The organism is Paenibacillus glacialis, from assembly GCF_001637205.1.
Taxonomy (GTDB): domain Bacteria; phylum Bacillota; class Bacilli; order Paenibacillales; family Paenibacillaceae; genus Paenibacillus_AQ; species Paenibacillus_AQ glacialis.
Genome location: NZ_LVJH01000025.1, coordinates 84,409 through 106,764, shown reverse-complemented (window position 1 = coordinate 106,764; position 22,356 = coordinate 84,409). Strand labels below are relative to the sequence as shown.

Genomic DNA, 22,356 nt, shown 5'->3' with positions numbered 1-22,356 from the left:
GTCAACATAATTGGCATTTTATTTCTGTCTAAATATTTAAAGTTTTATATCCAAACATATCGAGTTAACAGTATAATAAGAAATGGTACTTTGGAAAAAAATTCATATTATAGATAAACTATTGATCAGCTAAATATGATGAGATTACAACTACTAATGTCATATTAAATTGTATATCAGTTTATAGATTTTATTTTGACTCATTATACGGAAGTTGCGATATACCTTTTCCGCGAAAAGTATCAATTAATCTTTAGGGTAAGTGGGTGACGAAAATAGAGAGACAACCATCAATTGATGTGAATGAAATTATTACAGAAAGAATACAACATATTCTTGAAGTTGCTGAAGAGTTCAATTTGCAAGAGATAGTGAGAAAGAATTTAATCGTTAATAGATCTGAAGATTCTAGTGAAATATCTTATACTTTAGATGTATCAAAAGTAAATTTTGAACAATACCCAGGGTTTCAAATGAAGTTACGTGAAGCTGCATATGCTAAAGTTGAAGATCTCTCTATAACAAAATTACGAAGCTATTCATATCATGGATTCCACTTAGAAGATCCTAAGAAGGATTTTATAAGATTTGATTACGAACCTTTTAAAGAAAGATATGCGCATGTGCATATAAATGCTTATAAGCAAAGATGGGGCGATCATTTAGTATTTCCTGATGATACTAATCTAGATATCTCAAAAATCAGTTGTCCAATAGCTGTGAAAATTTTTAATCGCTATGCAAAAGATGAAGGAGATTTTCCTACTAACCAGGAAACGAATCAACCATATGTAGAGATAATTGGAAAGGGAAGGTAAAAATTATGAGTAACATAAAGCCTTTTTATATTGATAATGTAAAATACTGTGTTGATAATGGAATCAATAAGTTAATTATATTTATTAAAAATGAGAAATCTATTTTAGATGTGAAATCGTATTTAGAAGAGAATGAAATTGAAATAGATTTAATTGCGGTTACATTTCCTGCTAATGAGAAAATGTATAAATTAGACGAGGATGATGAGTTGAGTGAATTCGTTCCTGAGGCGGCTGATGGAAATAAAATCAGAAATATATTAAATGAAAACAACATCCCTCTAATATCCAGTGCATTACCATTTGAAGGCATTGTGATTCCTGGAGATAATTTCAATCCCTATAAAATTATAGAGCAAACTTTGAATATGGTAAATTCAGGACTTCCTAGTCTCGTGCAAACATTATTAATTGCAACTGACAATGGTCTTGTAATGCCTAGAGAACGACTTTTGGTTATGAATTCTATATTAGCAATTGATGCATTTGGTACAAATACAAGATTGTTGTTTCATCCGCAAGAAGGGATGAAAATTAATAAAATTATTCATGAATAAAAATAAGCAAGGAAGCCAACTGGACTCCTTGCTTTTCTTATCAGCGTATTCCTTTGTAGAGTTTTCCTTTGAAGTCTGATTAATGAAAGGTTTATTATTTAATGAGCTTTCGCATGAAGAAATCTTATTCAAATCTTCCATTGATCCATTGAAGCTAATGAATGTATCAAGTGTATTAATCCATTTTTCACGAACTTCTTCTGGTATAGTAATGGCTGATGTTTTATCTACAATAAAATTTGAAGTATTGATGTTATGCTCTCTTTCTAATTGAAGCAATTCTTCACGTGCATCAGCAGGTTGAACTTTGAAATTCTCGGCAGGCAAAATTTTCTTTAACTGATTTAACATGTCTTCGATGTTCAATTTAAACACCTCTTTTTATTAATTTTTTTATTAGTATACCCACACTTTAAATTAATAATACATCAAGTAGTGTAGAACTTAAAGAAATATCTTTAAATAGACCGTTATTATACAAATTTGACATTACTTTTCGTTTATTAGAGTGACAAAGTGATCTTCTTTCACAATCCAACTCCCTTCTTATTAACCAAATTATCCGCCAGCTAACCATGTTTTGAATACCTTTTGGTGAAAACGTATGAAATTAAGTTAAATCGAAGTGCGTTGAAGGTGTTGATATTATTATATGCAGCCATTCAAAATATATGAAATAAAAAACGTGAAAAATACTAACACCTCATTGAAATCAGATCACGGAGATCGTATGGGTACTATTAGACTTTTTACTGGTGATCGAGTAATTTATTAAATTTGCTCCGTAAACAAGGGAATGTATCATAAATGATTTCGCTCTATAGATGTTACGGTGAACCGTATCACAAGTAACGGCGAAAAGTTTTGGACTTGACCGCTCACGGGGCGCAGAAAGTTGGGTTACTTGTGCAAGAAGCTTAAAGTCAAATAGCAACTTTGAGTTTATGATTCAGTTTAGGGACTTTTCCGTCGAAAGGAAAAGCCCCTTTTTGAACTATTTGTGGAAGGGTATTGTTAAAAATGGTTTTTGGAAATTTCATCAAAAATAAGAAGGGTGTAGCAAGATTTTTCATTTCTCGAGGGAAGGCATTCAGACTGTCCATCTTGCCTTTCGATTCCGCATTATGGAAGTTAGGCTGAACCATTAAGAGATCCCCCAAACCTATTATGGACCGCGGGGAGGGGTTGCCCTTATCGAGGTTTCAAGACTTTCTCTATAATTATTTCGTGGTTGTAAAATAGGACTCCCCTAGAAGTTCCTTCACTTGATAGCTGCTTGGTGAAAGTTCTTTTTCAACAAAAGCGTTGATTTCCGACTTTTCAATATCATACATAACTTCAATTTCTTTAGAAAATAATAGCTTTTCTTTTTCAAGCAAGTTAGAAAGGGATGGTTGTTGTTTTGGTTGTATTTCTTCCGTATTTAGCATTTGCTGCAGGCCCTCAACATAGGACTCCAACGGACGACTACCTACGATTTTCAATCCTTTATTCTCCTCGTTGATCATAATGATCGTCGGGAAACCTCTAACGCCAAGACTTCTAGCGAGACTAAAATCTTCATTCAATAATTGTTGGCCGGTTTGTTGTTCGGCATCTTGAATAATAGCTTCTCCATCAAGTCCAAGCTGATTTACGATGTCTATCATGATGGATTCATCCGCAATATTTCGATTAAATGCGAACAGAGCTTCTCGTGATCGTCTTAAGTAATCATAGGCTAATGCATCGTTATAATTTTTTTGAATCACTTTAAATACACGAGAAGGCGGGAAGGAGGATTGAACCGGATTGTCGAGCATCAGTGAACCGTCAATCGGCATGCGCGAATATTCTCCAACCTCTCTCCAGTGGCCGAAGACGTCAGCAGGTCCTGATATTCCGTTACGTGGATCGACAGGCTCATCGCTCCATTTTTCCAGCAATCCACCCATAACCGTATGAAAGTTGAAATAATGCCCATGCTGCTCTTTAAAACGACGAAGAACAGGTTCAAGCGCCCAGCATGGAGAGCAAATTGGATCGGTTACATAATAAACTTCAATGGATTTTTGGGGTTGATTAAAATCGATCATCTCCATTTCTTCCTCCCCAGCTACGCCACATACACCTGTTTCTAAATCACAAATCATATGATTATCGTTCGCCATTCGTTTATCCTCGTTTACCATGATTGTTGCCTCCTTGCAGTGGTTGTTTTTCCATCATTCTAGCCATAATCAATCGATCGGAACACCAATAGATCATTCCATTTGTCGTTTATGCAACACCTTGATACAATTGTTTAAAAAGTTGGAGGGGCATGATATGACGCAATCAAAGAGAGATCCCCGAGTTTTACGAACTCGTAAGTTAATCATGGACTCTTTTATTGAACTTTCAGGTAAAAAAGAATTCAAGGATATTACTGTTAAGGACATTACAACAGAGGCTAAGATTAATCGCGCAACGTTCTATTATCATTTTGAAGATATATATGACTTGCTCGACAAAGTTTTATCGGAAGTGTTATTGATTAATTTGAACGCCATCGATTTCGAGAAAAGCGAACTAAATGAAGCATCGATTATTGATATCTTCGTGGCCATAACGGATTTTCAAAGAGCATTATCCAGTCGGTGTCATAGAGGATACGATGAGACCATAGCCCGCATTATTAGGGAGCAACTTGAAATCATTTTCTATGGAATGTTGCGCAAACAACATACAACGAAAGAGGATGAATCTTTAAAAATTACAGCTGTCATTTTAAGTTGGGGCGTTTATGGCGCTTCTGTGGAGTGGAGGAGAAATCGTAAGGAATTACCGCCGGAAGAATTTATCAAGTCGGCCATTCCTTTTCTGATGTCTGGGATTGAACACGTGTGAGGCTGCTATAATGTCGAAACTAAGATGGAGAATAAAAATTAATCCAATCGTAAGGATGATCTGCATATGAAAATTTTATTAGTCGAGGATGATAAGACGATCGCATCGGGTCTGGAGTATTCGTTGCAGCAGGATGGTTATCCAACCGTTCTCTGCCATGATGTCGCCTCAGTCAAAAGAGTGCTCGCAGATGACATCGATCAATTCGCTTTATGCTTGTTCGATTTACAGCTTCCGGACGGGAGCGGCTATGAATTGTGCAAGATGGTGAAGGGGCGGCGAGACATTCCGGTCATCTTCTTAACGGTGATCGACGATGAGGTCAATGTCGTGATGGGGCTCGACATGGGAGCCGATGATTACATTACCAAACCTTTTCGGGTTCGTGAGCTGCTCTCCCGAATCAAGTCCGTGTTACGGAGATACCAGAAGCCATCCCAAACGAAAACGACCATAGACATCGACAATGTCCGAATCCATACGCTGGAAGGCAAAGTGCATAAAAACGGCGCCGAAATTCCGCTCACCGCCTTAGAGTATCGCTTATTGCTGATCTTCGGTAGCCACATTGGACAGGTTCTCACAAGGAATCAGCTTCTAGAGCAAATCTGGGACGTGGCTGGCGATTTCGTGAACGACAATACGTTAACGGTCTATATCAAAAGGCTGAGGGAAAAGCTGGAGGATGATCCAGGGCATCCGACATTGATCAAAACGGTACGCGGCTTAGGCTATAAGGTCGGTGATTAGATGCTGCGTAATCGAGAAATTCGAATGTTATTGATCACGATGGGCTCGATCAGCTTAACGGCATTCATTGTCGCTGCTTTCATTTCGACTGTCGCCGCGGCGCTCGTGTTCATTCTATCCATGCTGCTCATTGGCACAAGTTTGTTCTTCACCAGATGGAGATACCGCGAAATCGAAAAGTTGTCCGTCTATTTGCGGAAAATTAGCAACGGCGATGATTCCCTCGACGTTCGCGATAATCAAGAAGGCGAGCTTAGTATTCTAAAGAATGATATTTACAAAGTGACGCTCATGCTATCGGAGCACCGGTCGCTATTACAGCGGGACAAAATTCAACTGACGGATGCCATCTCCGATATTTCACATCAGCTCAAAACGCCGCTTACCTCCATGACGGTGATGGCGGATTTGTTAAGCGCCCCTGACCTGCCTCCGGCCAAAAGATCGGAGTTCACCCATCATATCCGCGTCCAGCTTGATCGCATCGATTGGCTGGTTTCTTCCTTACTCAAGCTATCGAAAATTGACGCGAAGACCATCCCATTCAAAAAAAATCGAATACTCGTGACAAAACTGATCCAAAAGGCATTAGAACCGGTTATGATTCCGATGGACATTAAGGGACAAACGGTCTCCATCGCGGGCGAAGACGACGTCTCTTTTGTCGGCGATTTCAATTGGACGGCCGAAGCGGTCATCAATATATTGAAGAACGGTGTAGAGCACACGCATGAGGGCGGAACAATCGCCATCACATTTTCCGAAAACGCGTTATTTACGGAAATCGTCATTGCTGACAATGGAAAAGGCATTCCGAAAGAAGATTTGCCTTATATTTTTAAGCGTTTTTACAAAGGAAAGAACGCCGGCGAAGGGAGCATCGGCATAGGGCTTGCGATGGCTCACAGCATCATTGCCAGCCAGAACGGAGTGATCGATGTGACAAGCGACAGCGAGAAGGGTACGCAGTTTCGGATTAAGTTTTATAAGCAAGTGATTTAGCGGCACTCCGTAAGTGACTAAATTGTCACCTCCATTGTCACTTGAAAGTCACTTTAGACAGATAAAATGATATTCATCAGCTGAACTATGGAGGTATGACAATGCATTTGAAGCAACAGCGTAAGATTATTTTTGCCATGACCATATCCTATACCCTTTTGATTCTTTATTTTATGTTTCTCGCTTTCGGCAGAGTAGGTACTGTAGAGCACATAACCGAATACACCTTTATTTTTTTACCGGACGGTTTTTTTAGGCTGCCAAGCCTATCGGATCTTCTGCATCCTACGCTGATGGATTTTGTGGGTTTTGGGAACATCGCAGCCTTCATCCCTTTTGGCATATTGATTCCGTTGTTATATCGGACCAATTTTATTCGATTCATGATGTTGTTCATCCTGTCCATTCTCATGCTGGAGACCATTCAGGCACTGACGTTCCTCGGCAGCTTCGACATGAACGACGTCATACAGAACGCATCGGGCGCAGCCATCGGATTCGGGGCGTACAAACTTGGCTTTCGTACGAAGAACATCTGGAGAAGTATTGCTGCTACGGGCATTTCTGCTGTTGTCCTTATGCTCGGGGTCTGGGGGATCTTCGGGATCGTTGACCAAGCGTTCACCAAAGAAATGGGCCCCTTTGTGGCGATAAATGAACTGAAAGATAGCACCGGAAACCCATCAACGGGAACCAAACGGTACAGTCTCAAGATTGGCGGTCAAAACGTAGAACCCAGATATAATGCGTATAACGTCGAAGGCAAAAAAAAAGAAACGTACACATATACGTTGGGCAATAGGGAGGAGATATATCTCTCCTTGAATTATGGAATTCCCGATCAGAAGGATTTCTAGGGCAGCATCAGGGTTACCGTCGATGGACATGAGTTCCTGTCCGTATCTGCAGAGAATCAACGCCATGAGCCGGATTTGTCTTTAATTTTTCTCCCACAGGCAAATGAGCTTACGATAACCATTGAGGGAAATGAAACCCTATGGGATGTTGGATTTCGAGAGATGGTCTATAAATGGAATTGAGCATCAAGGAAAGGAGGTATGGCCATGGATATTTTAAAAATCGAGCATCTGTCTAAAATATACGGCAAAGGCGAATCGGCAGTGAAGGCGCTCGACGATGTTTCTTTCTCGGTTCAAAAAGGCGAATTCGTCGCGATTATCGGCCCATCCGGATCGGGGAAATCGACGCTTCTCCATATGCTGGGCGGCGTGGATCGACCGACTGGCGGCAAAGTGTATGTTGAGGATACGGACATGTATGCCTTGAACGAAACGCAGCTGGCCATCTTTCGGCGCAGGCAAATCGGCTTGATCTACCAGTTCTTCAATCTGATTCCCGTCCTGACGGTAGAGGAGAATATGACGCTGCCGCTCTTGCTGGATAACCAAAAGGTAGATCAAAAGCAGTTGGATAGTCTTGTAAATACGCTGAATTTGCAGCATCGATTAAACCACTTGCCGAATCAGTTATCCGGCGGACAGCAGCAACGGGTCTCGATCGGCAGAGCACTCATCGGCAATCCTGCGATCATGCTGGCCGACGAGCCGACCGGGAATCTGGACAGCAAGAATAGCAGCGAGATCGTCGACTTATTAAAAATGTTGAATAAAACCTATCATCAGACGCTGATCGTTATTACGCATGACGAACGAATCGCCTTGCAAGCCGACAGGATCATTTCGATTGAGGACGGGAGGATTGCCAAAGACGAGGTGATCCGACGATGAACATTGTCAATACACTAACCATCCGGCATCTGAAGCAAAACAAAAGACGAACGCTCGTAACCATCATCGGCGTCATCATTTCGGTTGCCATGGTGACCGCTGTCGCTACGCTTGTTTTTTCCTTTTCGGATTTAATGATCAGGCAAGCCATTGCGGATACAGGGGAGTGGCATGTCCAATATCAAGATGTAACCAAAGAACAGCTCGCGGCGATACACGACGATGATTCAGCCAAAACCGTTGCGATCACAAGAGATCTTGGCTATGCCCCATTAGAAGGGGGACAGAATCCCAATAAGCCGTACTTGTTAATCAGGGAATATGATGCACAAGGTTTCGCGCAATTTCCAATTGAATTAAGCAAGGGGCGTCTTCCGCAAACGGACAAGGAAGTCGTTATGTCCGAAGCCGTTGCAACGAACGCCAAAGTGAAGTATGAAATCGGCGATCGTCTAACCCTTCGTGTCGGCGAACGATTCGAGCAAGGGGTCGATCATCCCCTGGATCAGACCGAACCGCTGCGTAGGGAAGACGGTACATTGACCGAAACGTTGCAGCATATCAAGACAAGGGATTATACGGTGGTGGGCTTCATCAAGCGTCCCGTATGGGAAACAGCTTGGGCCCCGGGCTATACGATCATTAGCTATATCGATGAAAACATCATCGGTGCAAACGATCGAGTCAATGCGGCGGTGGTCTTCCAGAAAGTCAATCCGTCCTTGTTCGCTCATGCGGAAAATTTGGCTAAGAGGAACCATATCGAGACGGTCCAATATAATAACGATTTGCTTCATTATTACGGCTTGTCCAAAAGCAAAGCCTCGTACAGCATGATGTACTCATTATCGGTGATCCTGATGGCGGTCATTATGATCGGCTCGGTTTCGCTCATCTATAATGCTTTTGCGATATCCGTCTCGGAACGTTCCCGCCATTTAGGGATGCTCGCGAGCGTGGGGGCTACGAAAAGGCAGAAGAGAAATTCAGTGCTTTTTGAAGGAGTCGTCATTGGCTTGATCGGCATTCCCATTGGCATCCTATGCGGTCTTGCCGGGATTGGGATCACCTTTTGGTTCATGAACGCCATGATTCAAGGGGCATTATGGACCAATGAACAGCTGATGCTCATCGTCACGCCGTTATCGCTCTTGATTGCCTGTGTTGTCTCGATGTTGACGATTTTCATTTCGACGTATCTCCCGGCGATCAGAGCATCCAAGGTATCCGCCATGGACGCGATTCGCCAAACAACCGACTTAAAGCTTACGGTCAAAGCTGTAAAAACGTCGAAGTTCATTCGCAAGCTCTTCGGCATCGAAGCGGAAATCGGGCTGAAAAATTTAAAAAGGAACAAACGGAGATATCATGCCATCGTATTTTCACTCGTCATCAGCATCGTTTTGTTTTTAACGGTATCGTTTTTTACGGCCGGCATGAAACAATCCCTGGAATTGTCGCGGGAAGGCGTCAATTACGATATTGAAGTATCATATGGCAATGGAAAAAGAATAGACGACCGGTTGATGCAATCGATTGTATCCCTGGATGGCGTAACGGAATACAACGTGATTCACGAGTTGTATAAGAACGCTTGGGTCGATGAAGCGTTCATCGCCGATGAATTGCAAGAGAAGGTTAAGAAGGATAAGAGTTTACTGCAAGACGGAAAATATCGTTACGATATTAAGATCCATGCATTGAACGATTCGAGTCTGCAAGTCTATGCCAAAGCGATCGGCGCAGATTACGAACGGCTGATGGATCCGGATCATCCCGCCGCGATCGTGATGGATACGATTCATTACAAAGATATGGCCACAGGAAAATATGTTCAGACGAAGGCCATATATGCGAATGTCGGTCAAAGTATCGCGCTAACCAATATCTATAAAGAAAATGGGGTGGAGGAGAAGGTAAGCAAAGTGACCGTTGCCGCGTTGACGGATCGAGCTCCCATGGGGATGAATACGACTGGCGTGGGCGGGTTAAATATCATCGTATCTGAACGCGCCATGAATCGACTGGCAGACGCCGAGGACTTAGCTAACGCTCAGACATTCCTCCATCTGAAAAGTACGGAGCCGCTGCGAACGCAGCAGGAAATTGAAGAGATGCATGAGACCAACCTGAATGTCTACAATGTCTATCAATCCAGAAAAAGCGAAGAACAACAAATTCTATTGATGTCCGTCTTCTCTTATGGATTTATCGTATTGATTTCGGCGATTTCCATTGCGAATATTTTTAATACAATCTCGACGGGCTTATCCCTTCGCAAACGAGAATTCGCGATGCTGAAATCCGTCGGCATGACGCCAAAAGGCTTTACGAAAATGATGAACTATGAAAGTATTTTTTATGGGGTCAAGTCGCTGCTGTTCGGGCTTCCCGCCAGTTTCGTCGTGATGTATCTGATCTATAGAGCATTTTCGAACAAGTTCAGCTATGGGTTCACCGTTCCATGGATGAGCATTCTGTCTGTCATTGTCGCTGTATTTGTCATAGTCGGTTCCGCCATGTTATATTGCGGCGCGAAAGTAAAAAAGGAAAACATTATTGATGCGTTAAAGCAAGAGAATATATAAAGGTAATCGGCCCCAACTTGAGGATGCAAGGAATGACAGTGTCAACCATCATTAGAATAAAATCATAGGGGGCTTCGTCTTGGGAATCGATGGAATTTATAATAACCTACGTTCTTTAATGCTGCCGGTCATCGTGACGATCGGGATAGAATTCGTTCTGATTGGGCTATATTATTTCCTTTATGATAGAAATCGACAATCAGAGGGAAAGCCACGGATTCAGATGAAAAAGCTTTTTCTTGGCGCGCTGTTCATCGGATATGTTGTTTTTGTGCTCGAGCTAACCATGTTCGGCCGTGGCAACTCACATTTCTTGCAGATGAATCTCCATCCATTCAGCAGTTATATTGAAGCATGGAATAAGTATTCCTTACGTGATCTTCAGAACTGTATTTTTAATATCATCATGTTTATCCCGATGGGAATATTGCTACCTTTAATCAGTCGAAAATTTAAAATATTCAAGTGGAATCTTCTTGTCGTTGTAGGTTCTACGCTATTTATTGAAACCTACCAGACGCTTACAGGCGCAGGACTGTTTGAGCTTGATGATCTCATTAACAACACGCTTGGTGGTATTTTGGGATACCAGTTATACAGACTGGTAGCTTCCATTGTTCATAACAAAAAAGTCAGAATGAAAAGTCTTCTGGGAAACCTGGCGATACCTCTACTAATGGGTTTGTTATTTGTTGGTATGAATATTGTGTATTCCCAGCAGGAGTTCGGCAATCTGGCCATAAACTGGTTTACCAAATGGAATATGACAGATGTTCATTTGACAACATCCTTGCAGCTAAGCTCAGCACCTACAGCCGCCCCCGTATACAAGAGAATCATTAATCGGGATGGAGCCCAAGCCCTGCTGCAGCAGAAATTAGGATTATCTGAGTTGAAAGTTAAGGATGATCACGGTGATCGTGAGGTTCTATTAAAAGACAAATCGGGAACACAATATACATTTTATCAGTCCAAAGAAGGAAACTGGTCGTTAACCGATAATCATTATACACCAGAGCGAACTTCATTCGTCGACCCAGAACGGATGCTCCTACAGGCTACAACCATTATGGCCGATCTTGGCTTAATCCCTCAAGACGCTGATATTACAGCATTGGAGGGCGGAGAATTTCAATGGTCCCACCCGGATAAATCGGAGCTACACGAAAATTATTGGACTGGCGAACTGTTACTCGGTCTTAAACAAGATGGCAGTATATATTCGATAAATCATTCGCTCCAAGAGAATCAATTTTTAAAGGAAGTGGATATACTCTCTCCTGCAGAGGTATATGAGCGTATAAAGAATGGTGAATTTCCTCAAATAAAAAGAAATGCAATATTAACGCAAGATCAACTAGTTATTAAAAAAGGTGATCAACTTGATATAACAGGAATTGAACTTTCGTTTATGTATGACACGAAGAACTTCTATCAGCCTGTATACCAAGTACACGGTGTATTTAATGGGGATTCGAATTGGTTCACATTAATTCAGGCAAGAAGGATGCATTAAAGCAAGAGCATATATCGTTGGACGAAATAAAGGCAACGGCACATCAAAGAGAGCATGTGCGCATGTTGCATTCACACAAGCAGACGGCCCGCCCCTGGCGTACAATGAACCACAACCAGGTGAGCGAGGTGAACTTCCATAGCACAATCCAAAAAGGTAATTGCAAGAGCCAAACGGCTGCAAGGTCGGCCGGTATGTATCACCCTGCACAGTGGAAAGACCTATGTCGGCTATATTACTGGCATCAACAGCACCGGCTTGACGTTGGCTAGCGCTGGATCTCAGCCGCGCATTTCATCGGGGAAGCAAGGTCCCCGGTCTAAGCGGCACAGAGCCGGCTCCCATGCCTCGGGCAACCGTTCCGGCAGCCGGCGAAGCGACTCGCTTAAGCCTTCTAGCCGTTCCCGCTCGCGCAAGCCGGATGCCCAGGTATCTTCTTTTCTGCCGATGATGGGCTCATTGTTCGGGGCGTTCGGCGGCGGTGGGCTTGGCGGCGCATTGGGCGGCGGTTTACGGCTGTTCGGCATGATTCAGCGGTTTGTCCCAGTCGTGAAGATGGGATACGGTATGGTCAAGTCTATACGCCCGTTTTTCGGCTCCGTTCAAGGCTTAATGAAGCCATCTGTAGCTGCTGAGGCAGCAAATGAATCATCGTAATTGCAAGAGAAGGCGTACTTGCTGTGCTACAAGCTTCCCAACTGTATGCTAAGACTCGACTTCTGTTAGGTTATCGGTTATAAATGGCCATCCTTTGCTGGATGGTTTTTTTTATTATATTGTTTTCTTTCATTTTGAATGGCTTATACTCATCAGAAGCTAGATTTCATGGTGATATAGTATGCAAAGATTACCAAATCATAGTTATGGAGGCGCATACTTATGGACCAACGATTGCAGCAAGAGGGGTATTTCGGAGAGTTCGGGGGCAGTCAGTAATGCGATTGGTGCATTCGCACACTACATCGACGAGCCGAGCGTCCGCTTGATTGGCGTCGAACCCGACAAAGCGCCAAGCTTAACCCAGGGTGTCCCCAGCATCATTCACGGTTTCAAGTGCTTAGTGTACTGCTGGGCGAGGAAGGCCAGCCGCAAAAAACCTATTCGATCGCTGCGGGGCTCGACTATCCGGGTATCGGACTGGAGCATAGCCACCTGAAGGTGACAGGACGGGCCGAATATGCGACCGTCACCAATGAGGAAGTGCTGGAAGCCTTCCAGGAGCTGTCCCGCACGGAGGGAATCATCCCTGCCCTAGAGAGAGCGCACGCGGTTGCATACGCCAAGAAGCTAGCACCGACGATGAGTCGGGATCAAATTCTCATCATTAACCTATCTGGCCGAGGGGACAAGGATGTTGAACAAGTGTTTCAAATGCTCAAATAATATTCGCAGGTGCTTTGGCCGTCAGGAAGTATACGCATGAGAATTCCAAACGTATATTTCTTATAATATGGCATTAACGAGCGCCGCAGCGGAGTTTTCGCCGTTAGACACAATAGCCTGTATTCAAAATCAGTGGCACAAAAAAATTCCGGTAGAGCGTCACAATTTCGCTTGCACCTTACGTAACGTAATGTTTTACAATAGAGCTACCGGTACATAGCTAGCGCCAAAGAGTGGAGATGGTTAATGAAGAGACATTGGAAGGTCGGGGACCTCGCCAAGCTGACGGGGCTTACCGTACGAACCCTACGCTTTTATGATCAAATCGGTATGTTATCTCCATCCGGCCAGACGGAATCGGGCCACAGGCTATATAGCGAATCGAACTTGTCACGCTTGCACCAGATTTTATCGCTCAAGGAGCTGGGCTTATCTCTCGAGGAGGTTAAGTCGGCCTTAACTGGCGGGCAAATCAGTCCGGTTGAGATCGTGGGCCTGCAGATAAACCAAATCCAAGAGCAGATTAAAATGCAGCAGAAACTATTGGAGCAGCTTAGACATGTATCTAAGCTTATGCAGGGCAAGGGGGAATTAACGGTTGAAGATTTCACGAGCCTTCTGCAAGCGATGAAGATGGGATTTGAGAAACCGGTCATAGAGCGGCAAACGAGTTGGGAGCGACATTTGGATCTGTTGGGAGACTTTCTTGCCGAGGAGAACGGAATTTCGAAACATGAGGAGGAAAATAAATGATCGAACGATTCGTCAAACACGCGACTTTCGTCGTCGAGCGGACTTATGCTGCTTCGCCGGAGCGGGTTTACCAAGCATGGGCCGACCCGCTTGCCAAGGCCAAGTGGTTCTCGAAGCCAGACATCTTCGATTTCCAGGTTGGCGGACGCGAGTACAGCAGCGGTGGGCCACCGGAAGGGCAAATTTTCACCTTCGACGCGAGCTATCAGGAGCTTGTCCCAGAGCAACGCATTGTCTATACGTACACGCTGGATTCGGACGGCATACGCATCTCCGTCTCGATCACAACGGTCGAGCTTATTAAGGTGGAGGGCGGCACGAAGCTGATTTTCACGGAGCAAGGTTCTTTCTTTGACGGGCACGATACACCGGAAGTACGGGAACACGGTACAAGCGTCATGTTGGACGCACTTGGCAAGGTATTAGTAGGGGAGGTATGAAACATGACAATAGGTGAAAATGAACTTATGGCTACGCGCGAGTACGATGTACCGCGGGAGCTTGTATTTCGGGCATGGACAACCCCCGATTTGTTAGCCCAATGGTGGGGACCCCAAGGCTTCACGAATACGTTTCATGAGTGCGATATGAGGCCGGGAGGAACGTGGAAGTTCACCATGCACGGACCGGATTGCGTGGATTATCCTAACCATAACGTCTTTGTTGAGTTCGTGCCGCCGGAGCGGGTCGTGATTGATCATCTTAACGTTCACGAATTTCGGGTAACAGCTACTTTCGAGGACTTCGAAGGGCGCACCAGGGTCACCTTCCGTCAGCTTTTCAAGAAAAAAGAGGAGTTTGAACAGGCTAAGCCGATCTGCATAGAAGCTAATGAACAGCAGCTTGACCGACTTGGCAAGGTGCTGGCGGAATTGGCTTACTAGCTTTGCAAAATGATATTTGAAATGTCACTTATGTGATGACTCTAAAATTGTCGTCGTTCACGTTCCCTGTTGGGAGTCGGACGACGATTTTTATTTTGGTAGCGGGAGGACGGTGGTGGAGATCAGACAGCCTATCAAGGCGGACTTTTCGCTGATCGCTCCGTTAAGCTGAACCGTATCACAAATAGGACGAAATTCGGAGAGGTAAAGGAATTCTCTTATATCAAATAATCAGAATGAATTGTCCTCATAATTCTAAAAGGTGCTAGTTCGAAGAAAAGCCATTAAAATAGGAGTTGACCCAATGAGCGTATTTTCTTCAGCATGGGTAGATGGAAGAATAGAAGATATCAATAGTTTGGTTTATGAGAATATTGATAGAAGGTTTATGTTTATTTTGGATACGAATTTTGCTATCATGGCTAGATATTATATTACAGATAGGGATTATTTTAATAAACATTACAGTATTCAAAAAGCAAACTGTGATAACTTATATAACTATTTTAAAAGCGTACCTTCTAAAGCACTTTGATGACCGGGATAACAAAATTAAAATAAAAGATATGTTTAACTTTATGGTAGATGAAATAAATGCTATCTCACCTACGAGCACAACATTTGTTATCCATTATCTAGGTAAAGAACCGAGTGTATTAAAAAAAACAAGTCCGTCGCGAGGCTTTGAAGAAATATTAAATAAAGTATATGCAGCTTCAATTGACATGATTTTACCAACACAAGCTTCTCAATTATCAGAGGTATCTGGCTATATAGATACTCCAATATTTGTTACTTTCGATAAAGGTATCAAATTATTATTTGATTCTTTACTTGTTATGGGAGAACATCAATTAGAAAATGGGGTATACATTCCGGCATACTCGACTAAGATTTTTTATAGTTCAGGGTGGAAAGACGCAGATATCTATGAGTTATGCCGGTATGCGCAACTAGTACAAAAAGGTAAACGAAAAAAAGGAACGAATATTCAATATGAATTACAGAGACTTAACGGTTTAGCTTTAAAACTAGAACAAGAATTGATGATGAAAATGAAGTGAGTTTCTAATTGCTTTTCTGTATTTATTCATTACGGGTACTTAGTTTGAAGATTATCGTCCTCATATCATGGGATAAAATGGTGTCGTAGGTACTGCAAGCTCTGACATGCTGGAAACGGTTGTTCATGTGGACAAAGAGAATAATTACAAATAAAAGCATTCTACTTGATGCACTTATTGCATCATTACTTTCTTTAAAACGTACCGAATATACTTCTTCCAAAAATTTTCGATGTACTTGTTGAATTTTGTATTTGAAAATGGAGCTTGTCCCCTAGGTAGACAAATCTACTTTGGGGAAAGCTCCATTCTTTTGGCTAAAGGTCTTAGCGAGCGGTGATATTTCTCTTGAATCCGATATAGGTAGCAATGAAGAAGCACAAGTATAGGATCAAGAAGGAACCGATTCCAATCAGCATATTATAGAAGATGATGTTCTTCGTGGATATGAGGGCCGAGAAGAATTGATTCATAATAAACGACATGGCCACTGTAATGATAATCGGTACGATAACTGGAAAGACAAAGTAGAGTGCAAGCTGCTTAAGTGCTAGCCGATCAATCTCACTATTTTCTACACCAAGCTTTCGCAAGAGATCGAATCTGAATTTATGCTCGGCAGAATCGGTAAGCTGATGCATGGAAAGCACAGTCGCCACGATTAGGAAAAAGACGAAGCTAATGTACATTGCGCCAAAGGAGAAGGTTGTTTGGGCAACCATGTTATTAGTTTGAGTCCAGCTCTTAGCCATGATGCGAGGACTGCCATCCGGGGTTTCCCATTCCAGCCCCTGAGTTGGTAGCCAGTTGGTACCAATAAAGTTCTTCAGCTCAGGTAGAAGACTCGCAGGAGCTGGTGTTTCATTCGTGGCAATCAGGATCGATCTAACAGGCGTTAGACTTGCATCAGCCAAAGAATCAGGTACGACATATGTAAACTGGTTTAACGAATTCGTCTGATATTGTTCGATCGGTTCGGAGAACATGAGCTTGGCATCACTCGTTAAGGTAGTTTCACCAATTTGAATCGCCAGTTGATTGTTCATTTTTTCCTGAATATCTTCACGAACCGTCCAAGATTCTACATGAATGATAAATTGTCCATTAGATAATTTCTTCTGATCGAGACCAAGCTGCTCTCTTAGTCGGTTATAAACACTTAGCTTGAGGAAGGAAGCTTCTTCATAGCCAGCTTGCTTATAGGCATATAGCTTGTATTCGACAGCATCCTTTACAGGGGCTTTAGCATCAATAAAATCAATGACTTTGCTAAAGCTTTCTACGTCTGGACTCTTGATCGTAACCATGACATCAAAGGGTGTATCTGAATTGACAGATAATTTGAAGACTTGGCCGAAGGATAACCCCATTGTAAGCAAGCAAAGGGATAGGGTTAGCACAACGGCAAGAACTGCCATCACGCGGCTGTTCGTTTGAATTTTGGATGTGATCTGCCGCAGAAGAAACAGGTTCGTATGGTGGTAGCGAAAATGTTTCATCTTACTTTGTAGCAAGGTGATAAAGGATGCCAGGCATTTATAGATGCCATATACGCCAATCACGACAGCAAGCAAGCAGCCAAAGAGAGTTAGCCGATCAGCGTTGGTTGACATTTTTTCTATGAAAAGTGTCCGAATGCCATAGATTCCTCCACCACATAGACCACTGTAGATTAAGAAGTAAATGGTATATAACAAGGGGTGTTTAATCGTTATATCCTCATTATATTTGCTGCCATAGATCAGGTCGTAAATTTTGAGCTTGGCAATCAAGCGCCCACCACCCCATAACGCGATCACATACATCATGACAAAATAGATTGAGGTAAGGAGGATTGCATCTAGCGAGAAGACGACTTGAATTCGATATACTTGATCGAAGATATTCATAATAACAACGGAAAATAGCTGAAAAAGTACCATGCCAAGCACGATTCCAGCGGCAAAAGATAAGATGCCAATGCAGATGTTCTCAATCAGGAACATGCGTGAAACCTTTTTTCTCTCCATGCCAAGTAAGAGATACGTGCCGAATTCCCGTTTGCGTTTCTTGATAATGAATTTCGTGGAATAGTTCACCATGAAAGCTAATACGATCACGAGTATGACTGAAAGGATAATTAACGAGTAGGATAGTGCCGTCATATTTGCCGCCAGTGAAATCAGCTCTTCAGAGAAAACGATCGAGTTAAAAGCGAACATCAGGCTAATTGCCAGCATAATGGTAATAAAATAAATGGCATAATCCGAAGCAGAGCGTCTCATATTTCGAAGCGATAGCTTAAAATACATCGGACAAGTCACCTCCGAGCAAAGCCATTACATCCAGAATTTCGTTGAAGAATTGCTTCCGCGATTTCGCCCCCTTAATCAGTTCGTTAAAGATCGTACCGTCTTTAAGAAACAAAATTCGATTGCAATAGCTGGCTGCAAACGCATCATGTGTTACCATCAGGATGGTGGCTCCGAGCTTGGTGTTCAAATCCGAAATGGTCTCCAGCAGCATTTGAGCAGATTTGGAATCAAGCGCTCCAGTCGGCTCGTCTGCGAGGATCAGCTGCGGTTTGGTGACGATTGCTCGCGCGCAGGCGCAGCGCTGCTTTTGTCCGCCCGATACTTCATATGGAAACTTCGAGAGAATCTCGTTAATTCCTAATTGAAGCGCAATCATTTGTACTTTTTCATCAATGGCATCAGGATTCACCTTATTAATCGTCAAAGCCAGAGCGATATTTTCATGCAGGGTCAGTGTATCCAGTAGGTTAAAGTCTTGAAAAATAAAACCCAGATTCTGCCGTCTAAACTTGGCGATATCTCGTTCTGTAATCTCCGTAATGTCCGTATCTTTCAAGAAAATATGCCCCGCACTAACCTGATCAATTGTTGAAATCACATTGAGCAGCGTTGTTTTTCCAGATCCTGAAGCGCCCATTACACCGATGAATTCACTTGTCGCCACTTGAAAGCTGATATTATCGATCGCTTTGGTTATTTGCTTCTTGCTGCCGTAATATTTCTCGATATTGCATATGTTTAATAATGTTGTCATGTCGATCACCTCGCTATCATTATCCTGCGAATTGAGGCCTACTTGTATGAACATAGCTTAAGATAATCTTTCACTTTTGTTAGATAAGAAGAAACGGTTTCACCAAGGAGGTTATCCCTACATCAGATACAAAGTTCCGATCGGAAAGAAAATTGTTAACGCCGTATATTCATTTGGTGCAGAACTTATCGTGATCTCCAGACCTAGCTTATCGCACAGCCGTCGGCAGAGATAAAGCCCGATTCCCGTAGATTGCTGAGTTTGTCTGCCGTTAGACCCCGTAAATCCTTTGTCAAAAACACGTGGTAATTCATTCTCCGCAATGCCAAGCCCATTATCTCGAATGACGAGACCAATTCCATTCTTAACTTCTTCAGTAGAAAAGCTGATCATAGAGGGTTCTTGTCCTTGCTTGCGATACTTCACCGCATTGATGAGTAGTTGGTTAATCATGAATTCAATCCATTTGCTGTCAGAGTATACTGTGCGATCAAGCTCTTCCGTATGTATCTGAATGCTATTTTGGATCAGCAACTGCTTGTTCTTCATAATGGCGGCATGAACACAATCGGATAGCGAGATTTCTTTGATCAAATAATCCTTCTCCACCTGCTCGCTTCGAGCATAGTAAAGCGCTTGTTCCACATATTGATCGGTTCGCTCTAGCTCCATGAGAACTTTGCGCGTCACATCTGACTTCTGGTTTTCGCAAATGAGCTTGATTGCTGCAATAGGTGTTTTGATCTCATGCACCCATTGTTCGATGTATTCCTTGTATTCTTTGCGTTCGTTCTTAACCTTTGTGACCTGTTCAATCATCGATTTGTTAGCGGATTTAATCAATTTATAATATTCGAGATCTTCAAGGCGAAAAGGCTTGTCCATTACCTCTGCCAATAGATAGCGCTGTTCAAGCGAGTCGGACAGCTCTTGCAGCTGCTTCAAATACTTGCGTCTACTTACGTAATGAACTGTTAAGTACGTGGTTAAAATCACAAACCAAATCAAGAGCATAAGACCAATAACACTGTTAGGATTGTCGACCGATTTCAAAAAAATGACGGCAAACAGCATGCATACGACATGTAGTACGAGGAGCAATGCTCGATCCTTAATATAGGTGCTTGGTGTCATATCAGATATCCCTGTCCGCGTTTGGTTTTGACGAAATCCTCCAGCCCCAGTGGTTGAAGCTTGTTACGGATTCGATTGATATTTACGCTTAGGGAGTTGTCATCTACAAACAATTCGTTATCCCAGAGGTATTCCACCAAATCAAGCCGTGATACGATTCGTTCCTTGTGCAGAAAGAGGTAATGCATAATTTTCAATTCATTCTTGGTCAGTTCCACAATCTGGCCCTCCACCTCAAGTCTACTGGTCGCTAAATCAAGCGTGATAGGGCCATGCTTCAGATGATCTTGGGAACTGTTGTTATAAGTGCGCTTAAGTAACGCAGATATGCGAGCAACTAGGATCGAGGTATTGTAAGGCTTGCTTATATAATCATCAGCGCCAAGCGTCATGCACATGAGCTCATCCATGTCTGTGTCCCGACTAGTAACAAAAATAATGGGTACTCGTGAAAATGTACGAATCTCCGTACACAGCTGAAATCCATCCCGATGGGGTAGTTGAATATCAAGCAGAATTAGATGAGGGTTCGTTGCTCGTATGTCTGAAATGATCGTATCGAATAGCTTGGGAGCGTAGCCGTCAAAGCCATTCTTGTGTAACAAGACAATGATCTCATTTCGAATCTCATTGCTGTCTTCTATAACCATAATCTTATACATATCGATTCTTCGCACCCTCCATATTGGTTCTTACTAATATGAATAGCATAAAAAGATAGTGCAGTGCAATAAAGTTGCCGAATCTTGTGAAACCTTTTGTAAAAAAGCAAATACTTTGTATGGCCCTCTTGTAAAATTTCGCCGTTAGAGTGGTAAGGTGAACCGTATCATAAGTGACGGCGAAAAATTGGGGTGTAAGAGGGCCTGAGGCCTGTAAGATCGATGACTTATAAGAAATTCTAGCCCTTAAAGTGACTTAGGGGCTTTTTTATATATGCAAGAAACGACAATGTTTTCCATCTTGTGGTATGATTTTACTAGTAGCAATTATGTGATCCATTAAGAATTGATAAAAGACATTATGTATAGGACGTTAGTCGAAATGGGTACAGAAGACGAACGTTCGGGGGCGAGGAAACACGATATGTTTTCAATAAACATAGGCGGGATGCTTTTATAGCTATTGAACGCGAATTAAAGTAACCAAAGCCCAATTCGGCCGTAAATCTCCATTATGCTTTAATTGTGTAACCCACAGAATTTGCTATTATGCTTATTATAAGGAACAAAAATATCCTAGGAGGGAGACATAGGTTATAGAACCATACAAGCTGCTATCTGTATTACTATCACGAATAGAAGAAAATGTTTCTGGTACGAGGGAGACAGAATATCTGGCCGATCTCCCGGTCTCCATTGTTCATTTGCGTCGACTCTTCAAGTTCGCTTTCGGCGTGCCGCTACAAAGCTATATCCGCTCTCGAAAGCTGGCCATCAGCTTGGAGAATTTGATGCAAACCGAGAAGCGGATTCTCGATATTGCAATCGAATGCGGTTATGAACATGAGCAAACCTACATACGCGCGTTTAAGCGCGAGTATGGGCTTACGCCTGGCGAATGCAGAGAATCCGGCAGAAACATTCACGTAACAACTCCTCTTCATCTGTTTCCAAACAACAATGTTTGCGGAAATTTGGTGTACGGGCCGAATATGGTCATGATTCCATCCTTTCATTTGATCGGGTGTATCCATCGAATTGAGATCGCTGAAGCACCGACAGAAGCGCCCGAAGCTGCCAAACAGTTTTGGTGGAACAAGCGGCATAAAGTGCTTCATCCAGTAGAACCAAATATCTATTACGGTCTAACGAGGACACCTGATCCATCGCTTAGTTGGACGTACTATCTACCGTCTATGCGAGTACAGAATATGAAAGATATTCCTGACGGCTTTACAGGCGACACCGTCCCTGCTTCCTTGTGTGTCGGCTTTCGCTATATTGGGAACCATCATTACGAGGAGATTAGCGAACTACGCGCAGAAGCGCTGTATACTGCCATCGATAGGCTTGCCAAGGAGCACAACGGGAGATATGAGCTTCTGGATAGCGAATTCTTCTTCGAAAAAATCGACATAGATGCATACGATGGCCAATATTGTCAAATGGAGTGGTTTGCGCCCATCAGAGTGAAGTACACTTAAAATGATCAAAAAAGTCCATTGAGCGTGCCGCTATTGTGGTATGTTCTTTTTGTATCGTAATCATAAATAGAGGTTTGTACGAAAAGGAGAGATAGTT

At 42.7% G+C, this 22,356-nt stretch carries 21 protein-coding genes and 2 pseudogenes; 17 read left to right on the top strand and 6 right to left on the bottom strand.

What is annotated here, in order from left to right:
* The first annotated feature begins 266 nt into the window (after positions 1 to 266).
* Together PGLA_RS14400 and PGLA_RS14395 are read left to right on the top strand one after the other, a co-directional pair.
* Entirely contained in the window at positions 267 to 818 is a 552-nt protein-coding gene (locus tag PGLA_RS14400) for a hypothetical protein (RefSeq protein WP_068533865.1), read from the top strand.
* Positions 819 to 823: 5 nt separating this feature from the next.
* A complete protein-coding gene (locus PGLA_RS14395) occupies positions 824 to 1,375 on the top strand; it encodes a hypothetical protein (protein ID WP_068533863.1) in 552 nt (183 codons plus the stop codon).
* Between the two features lie 923 nt (positions 1,376 to 2,298).
* On the opposite strand, the gene PGLA_RS14385 is transcribed toward PGLA_RS14395, so the two are convergent.
* The gene (locus PGLA_RS14385) at positions 2,299 to 2,520 is read right to left on the bottom strand and encodes a hypothetical protein (protein ID WP_068533859.1); all 222 of its coding nucleotides are present in this window, start codon (positions 2,518 to 2,520) and stop codon (positions 2,299 to 2,301) included.
* Positions 2,521 to 2,595: 75 nt separating this feature from the next.
* Positions 2,596 to 3,546: a DsbA family protein gene (locus tag PGLA_RS14380; protein WP_084411098.1), complete on the bottom strand. Its 951-nt coding sequence runs from the start codon at positions 3,544 to 3,546 to the stop codon at positions 2,596 to 2,598.
* 136 nt (positions 3,547 to 3,682) lie between these two features.
* Here PGLA_RS14380 and PGLA_RS14375 point away from each other — a divergent pair, with 136 nt between their 5' ends.
* The 14 genes and pseudogenes from PGLA_RS14375 (at position 3,683) to PGLA_RS14310 (ending at position 15,931) form a co-directional block, all read left to right on the top strand.
* Entirely contained in the window at positions 3,683 to 4,243 is a 561-nt protein-coding gene (locus tag PGLA_RS14375) for a TetR/AcrR family transcriptional regulator (protein WP_068533857.1), read from the top strand.
* A gap of 66 nt (positions 4,244 to 4,309) precedes the next feature.
* Positions 4,310 to 4,993 carry a response regulator transcription factor gene (locus PGLA_RS14370; protein WP_068533855.1) on the top strand — a complete coding sequence of 228 codons (684 nt, stop codon included), beginning with the start codon at positions 4,310 to 4,312 and terminating at the stop codon, positions 4,991 to 4,993.
* On the top strand, positions 4,994 to 5,995 hold the full coding sequence (locus PGLA_RS14365) for a sensor histidine kinase (protein WP_068533853.1): 1,002 nt from the start codon (positions 4,994 to 4,996) through the stop codon (positions 5,993 to 5,995).
* Positions 5,996 to 6,096: 101 nt separating this feature from the next.
* Positions 6,097 to 7,035: pseudogene (locus PGLA_RS14360) on the top strand (VanZ family protein).
* Between the two features lie 24 nt (positions 7,036 to 7,059).
* Positions 7,060 to 7,743 carry an ABC transporter ATP-binding protein gene (locus PGLA_RS14355; protein WP_068533851.1) on the top strand — a complete coding sequence of 228 codons (684 nt, stop codon included), beginning with the start codon at positions 7,060 to 7,062 and terminating at the stop codon, positions 7,741 to 7,743.
* Positions 7,740 to 10,331 (top strand): ABC transporter permease, encoded by a 2,592-nt coding sequence (locus tag PGLA_RS14350; protein ID WP_068533849.1) that lies wholly within the window; start codon positions 7,740 to 7,742, stop codon positions 10,329 to 10,331. Before PGLA_RS14355 ends, PGLA_RS14350 begins: the two co-directional genes overlap by 4 nt.
* A 79-nt stretch (positions 10,332 to 10,410) precedes the next feature.
* A complete protein-coding gene (locus tag PGLA_RS14345) occupies positions 10,411 to 11,847 on the top strand; it encodes a VanZ family protein (protein WP_068533847.1) in 1,437 nt (478 codons plus the stop codon).
* 138 nt (positions 11,848 to 11,985) lie between these two features.
* The gene (locus tag PGLA_RS14340; protein ID WP_068533845.1) at positions 11,986 to 12,504 is read left to right on the top strand and encodes a hypothetical protein; all 519 of its coding nucleotides are present in this window, start codon (positions 11,986 to 11,988) and stop codon (positions 12,502 to 12,504) included.
* A 265-nt stretch (positions 12,505 to 12,769) separates the two neighbouring features.
* Positions 12,770 to 13,230: pseudogene (locus PGLA_RS14335) on the top strand (pyridoxal-phosphate dependent enzyme); the annotation flags it as partial.
* A gap of 246 nt (positions 13,231 to 13,476) precedes the next feature.
* A complete protein-coding gene (locus tag PGLA_RS14330) occupies positions 13,477 to 13,983 on the top strand; it encodes a MerR family transcriptional regulator (RefSeq protein WP_068533843.1) in 507 nt (168 codons plus the stop codon).
* A complete protein-coding gene (locus PGLA_RS28590; protein WP_068533841.1) occupies positions 13,980 to 14,423 on the top strand; it encodes an SRPBCC family protein in 444 nt (147 codons plus the stop codon). The genes PGLA_RS14330 and PGLA_RS28590 overlap by 4 nt, the downstream gene beginning before the upstream one ends.
* A 3-nt stretch (positions 14,424 to 14,426) precedes the next feature.
* Positions 14,427 to 14,867, top strand: coding sequence for an SRPBCC family protein (locus PGLA_RS28585; RefSeq protein WP_068533839.1), 441 nt, complete (start codon positions 14,427 to 14,429; stop codon positions 14,865 to 14,867).
* A gap of 304 nt (positions 14,868 to 15,171) precedes the next feature.
* The gene (locus PGLA_RS28580) at positions 15,172 to 15,402 is read left to right on the top strand and encodes a hypothetical protein (RefSeq protein ID WP_068533837.1); all 231 of its coding nucleotides are present in this window, start codon (positions 15,172 to 15,174) and stop codon (positions 15,400 to 15,402) included.
* A 31-nt stretch (positions 15,403 to 15,433) separates the two neighbouring features.
* The gene (locus PGLA_RS14310) at positions 15,434 to 15,931 is read left to right on the top strand and encodes a hypothetical protein (protein ID WP_211269550.1); all 498 of its coding nucleotides are present in this window, start codon (positions 15,434 to 15,436) and stop codon (positions 15,929 to 15,931) included.
* Between the two features lie 326 nt (positions 15,932 to 16,257).
* Here PGLA_RS14310 and PGLA_RS14305 read toward each other — a convergent pair whose 3' ends face one another.
* From PGLA_RS14305 to PGLA_RS14290, 4 genes are all read right to left on the bottom strand, one after another.
* Positions 16,258 to 18,222 carry an ABC transporter permease gene (locus PGLA_RS14305; RefSeq protein WP_068533831.1) on the bottom strand — a complete coding sequence of 655 codons (1,965 nt, stop codon included), beginning with the start codon at positions 18,220 to 18,222 and terminating at the stop codon, positions 16,258 to 16,260.
* The gene (locus PGLA_RS14300) at positions 18,212 to 18,979 is read right to left on the bottom strand and encodes an ABC transporter ATP-binding protein (protein WP_068533829.1); all 768 of its coding nucleotides are present in this window, start codon (positions 18,977 to 18,979) and stop codon (positions 18,212 to 18,214) included. The genes PGLA_RS14305 and PGLA_RS14300 overlap by 11 nt, the downstream gene beginning before the upstream one ends.
* Before the next feature lie 117 nt (positions 18,980 to 19,096).
* Positions 19,097 to 20,113: a sensor histidine kinase gene (locus tag PGLA_RS14295; protein WP_068533827.1), complete on the bottom strand. Its 1,017-nt coding sequence runs from the start codon at positions 20,111 to 20,113 to the stop codon at positions 19,097 to 19,099.
* Entirely contained in the window at positions 20,110 to 20,775 is a 666-nt protein-coding gene (locus PGLA_RS14290) for a response regulator transcription factor (protein ID WP_068533825.1), read from the bottom strand. The genes PGLA_RS14295 and PGLA_RS14290 overlap by 4 nt, the downstream gene beginning before the upstream one ends.
* Before the next feature lie 596 nt (positions 20,776 to 21,371).
* Between PGLA_RS14290 and PGLA_RS14285 the strand changes: the two genes are divergently transcribed.
* Positions 21,372 to 22,259 carry a helix-turn-helix domain-containing protein gene (locus PGLA_RS14285; RefSeq protein ID WP_084411096.1) on the top strand — a complete coding sequence of 296 codons (888 nt, stop codon included), beginning with the start codon at positions 21,372 to 21,374 and terminating at the stop codon, positions 22,257 to 22,259.
* Positions 22,260 to 22,356 lie beyond the last annotated feature (97 nt).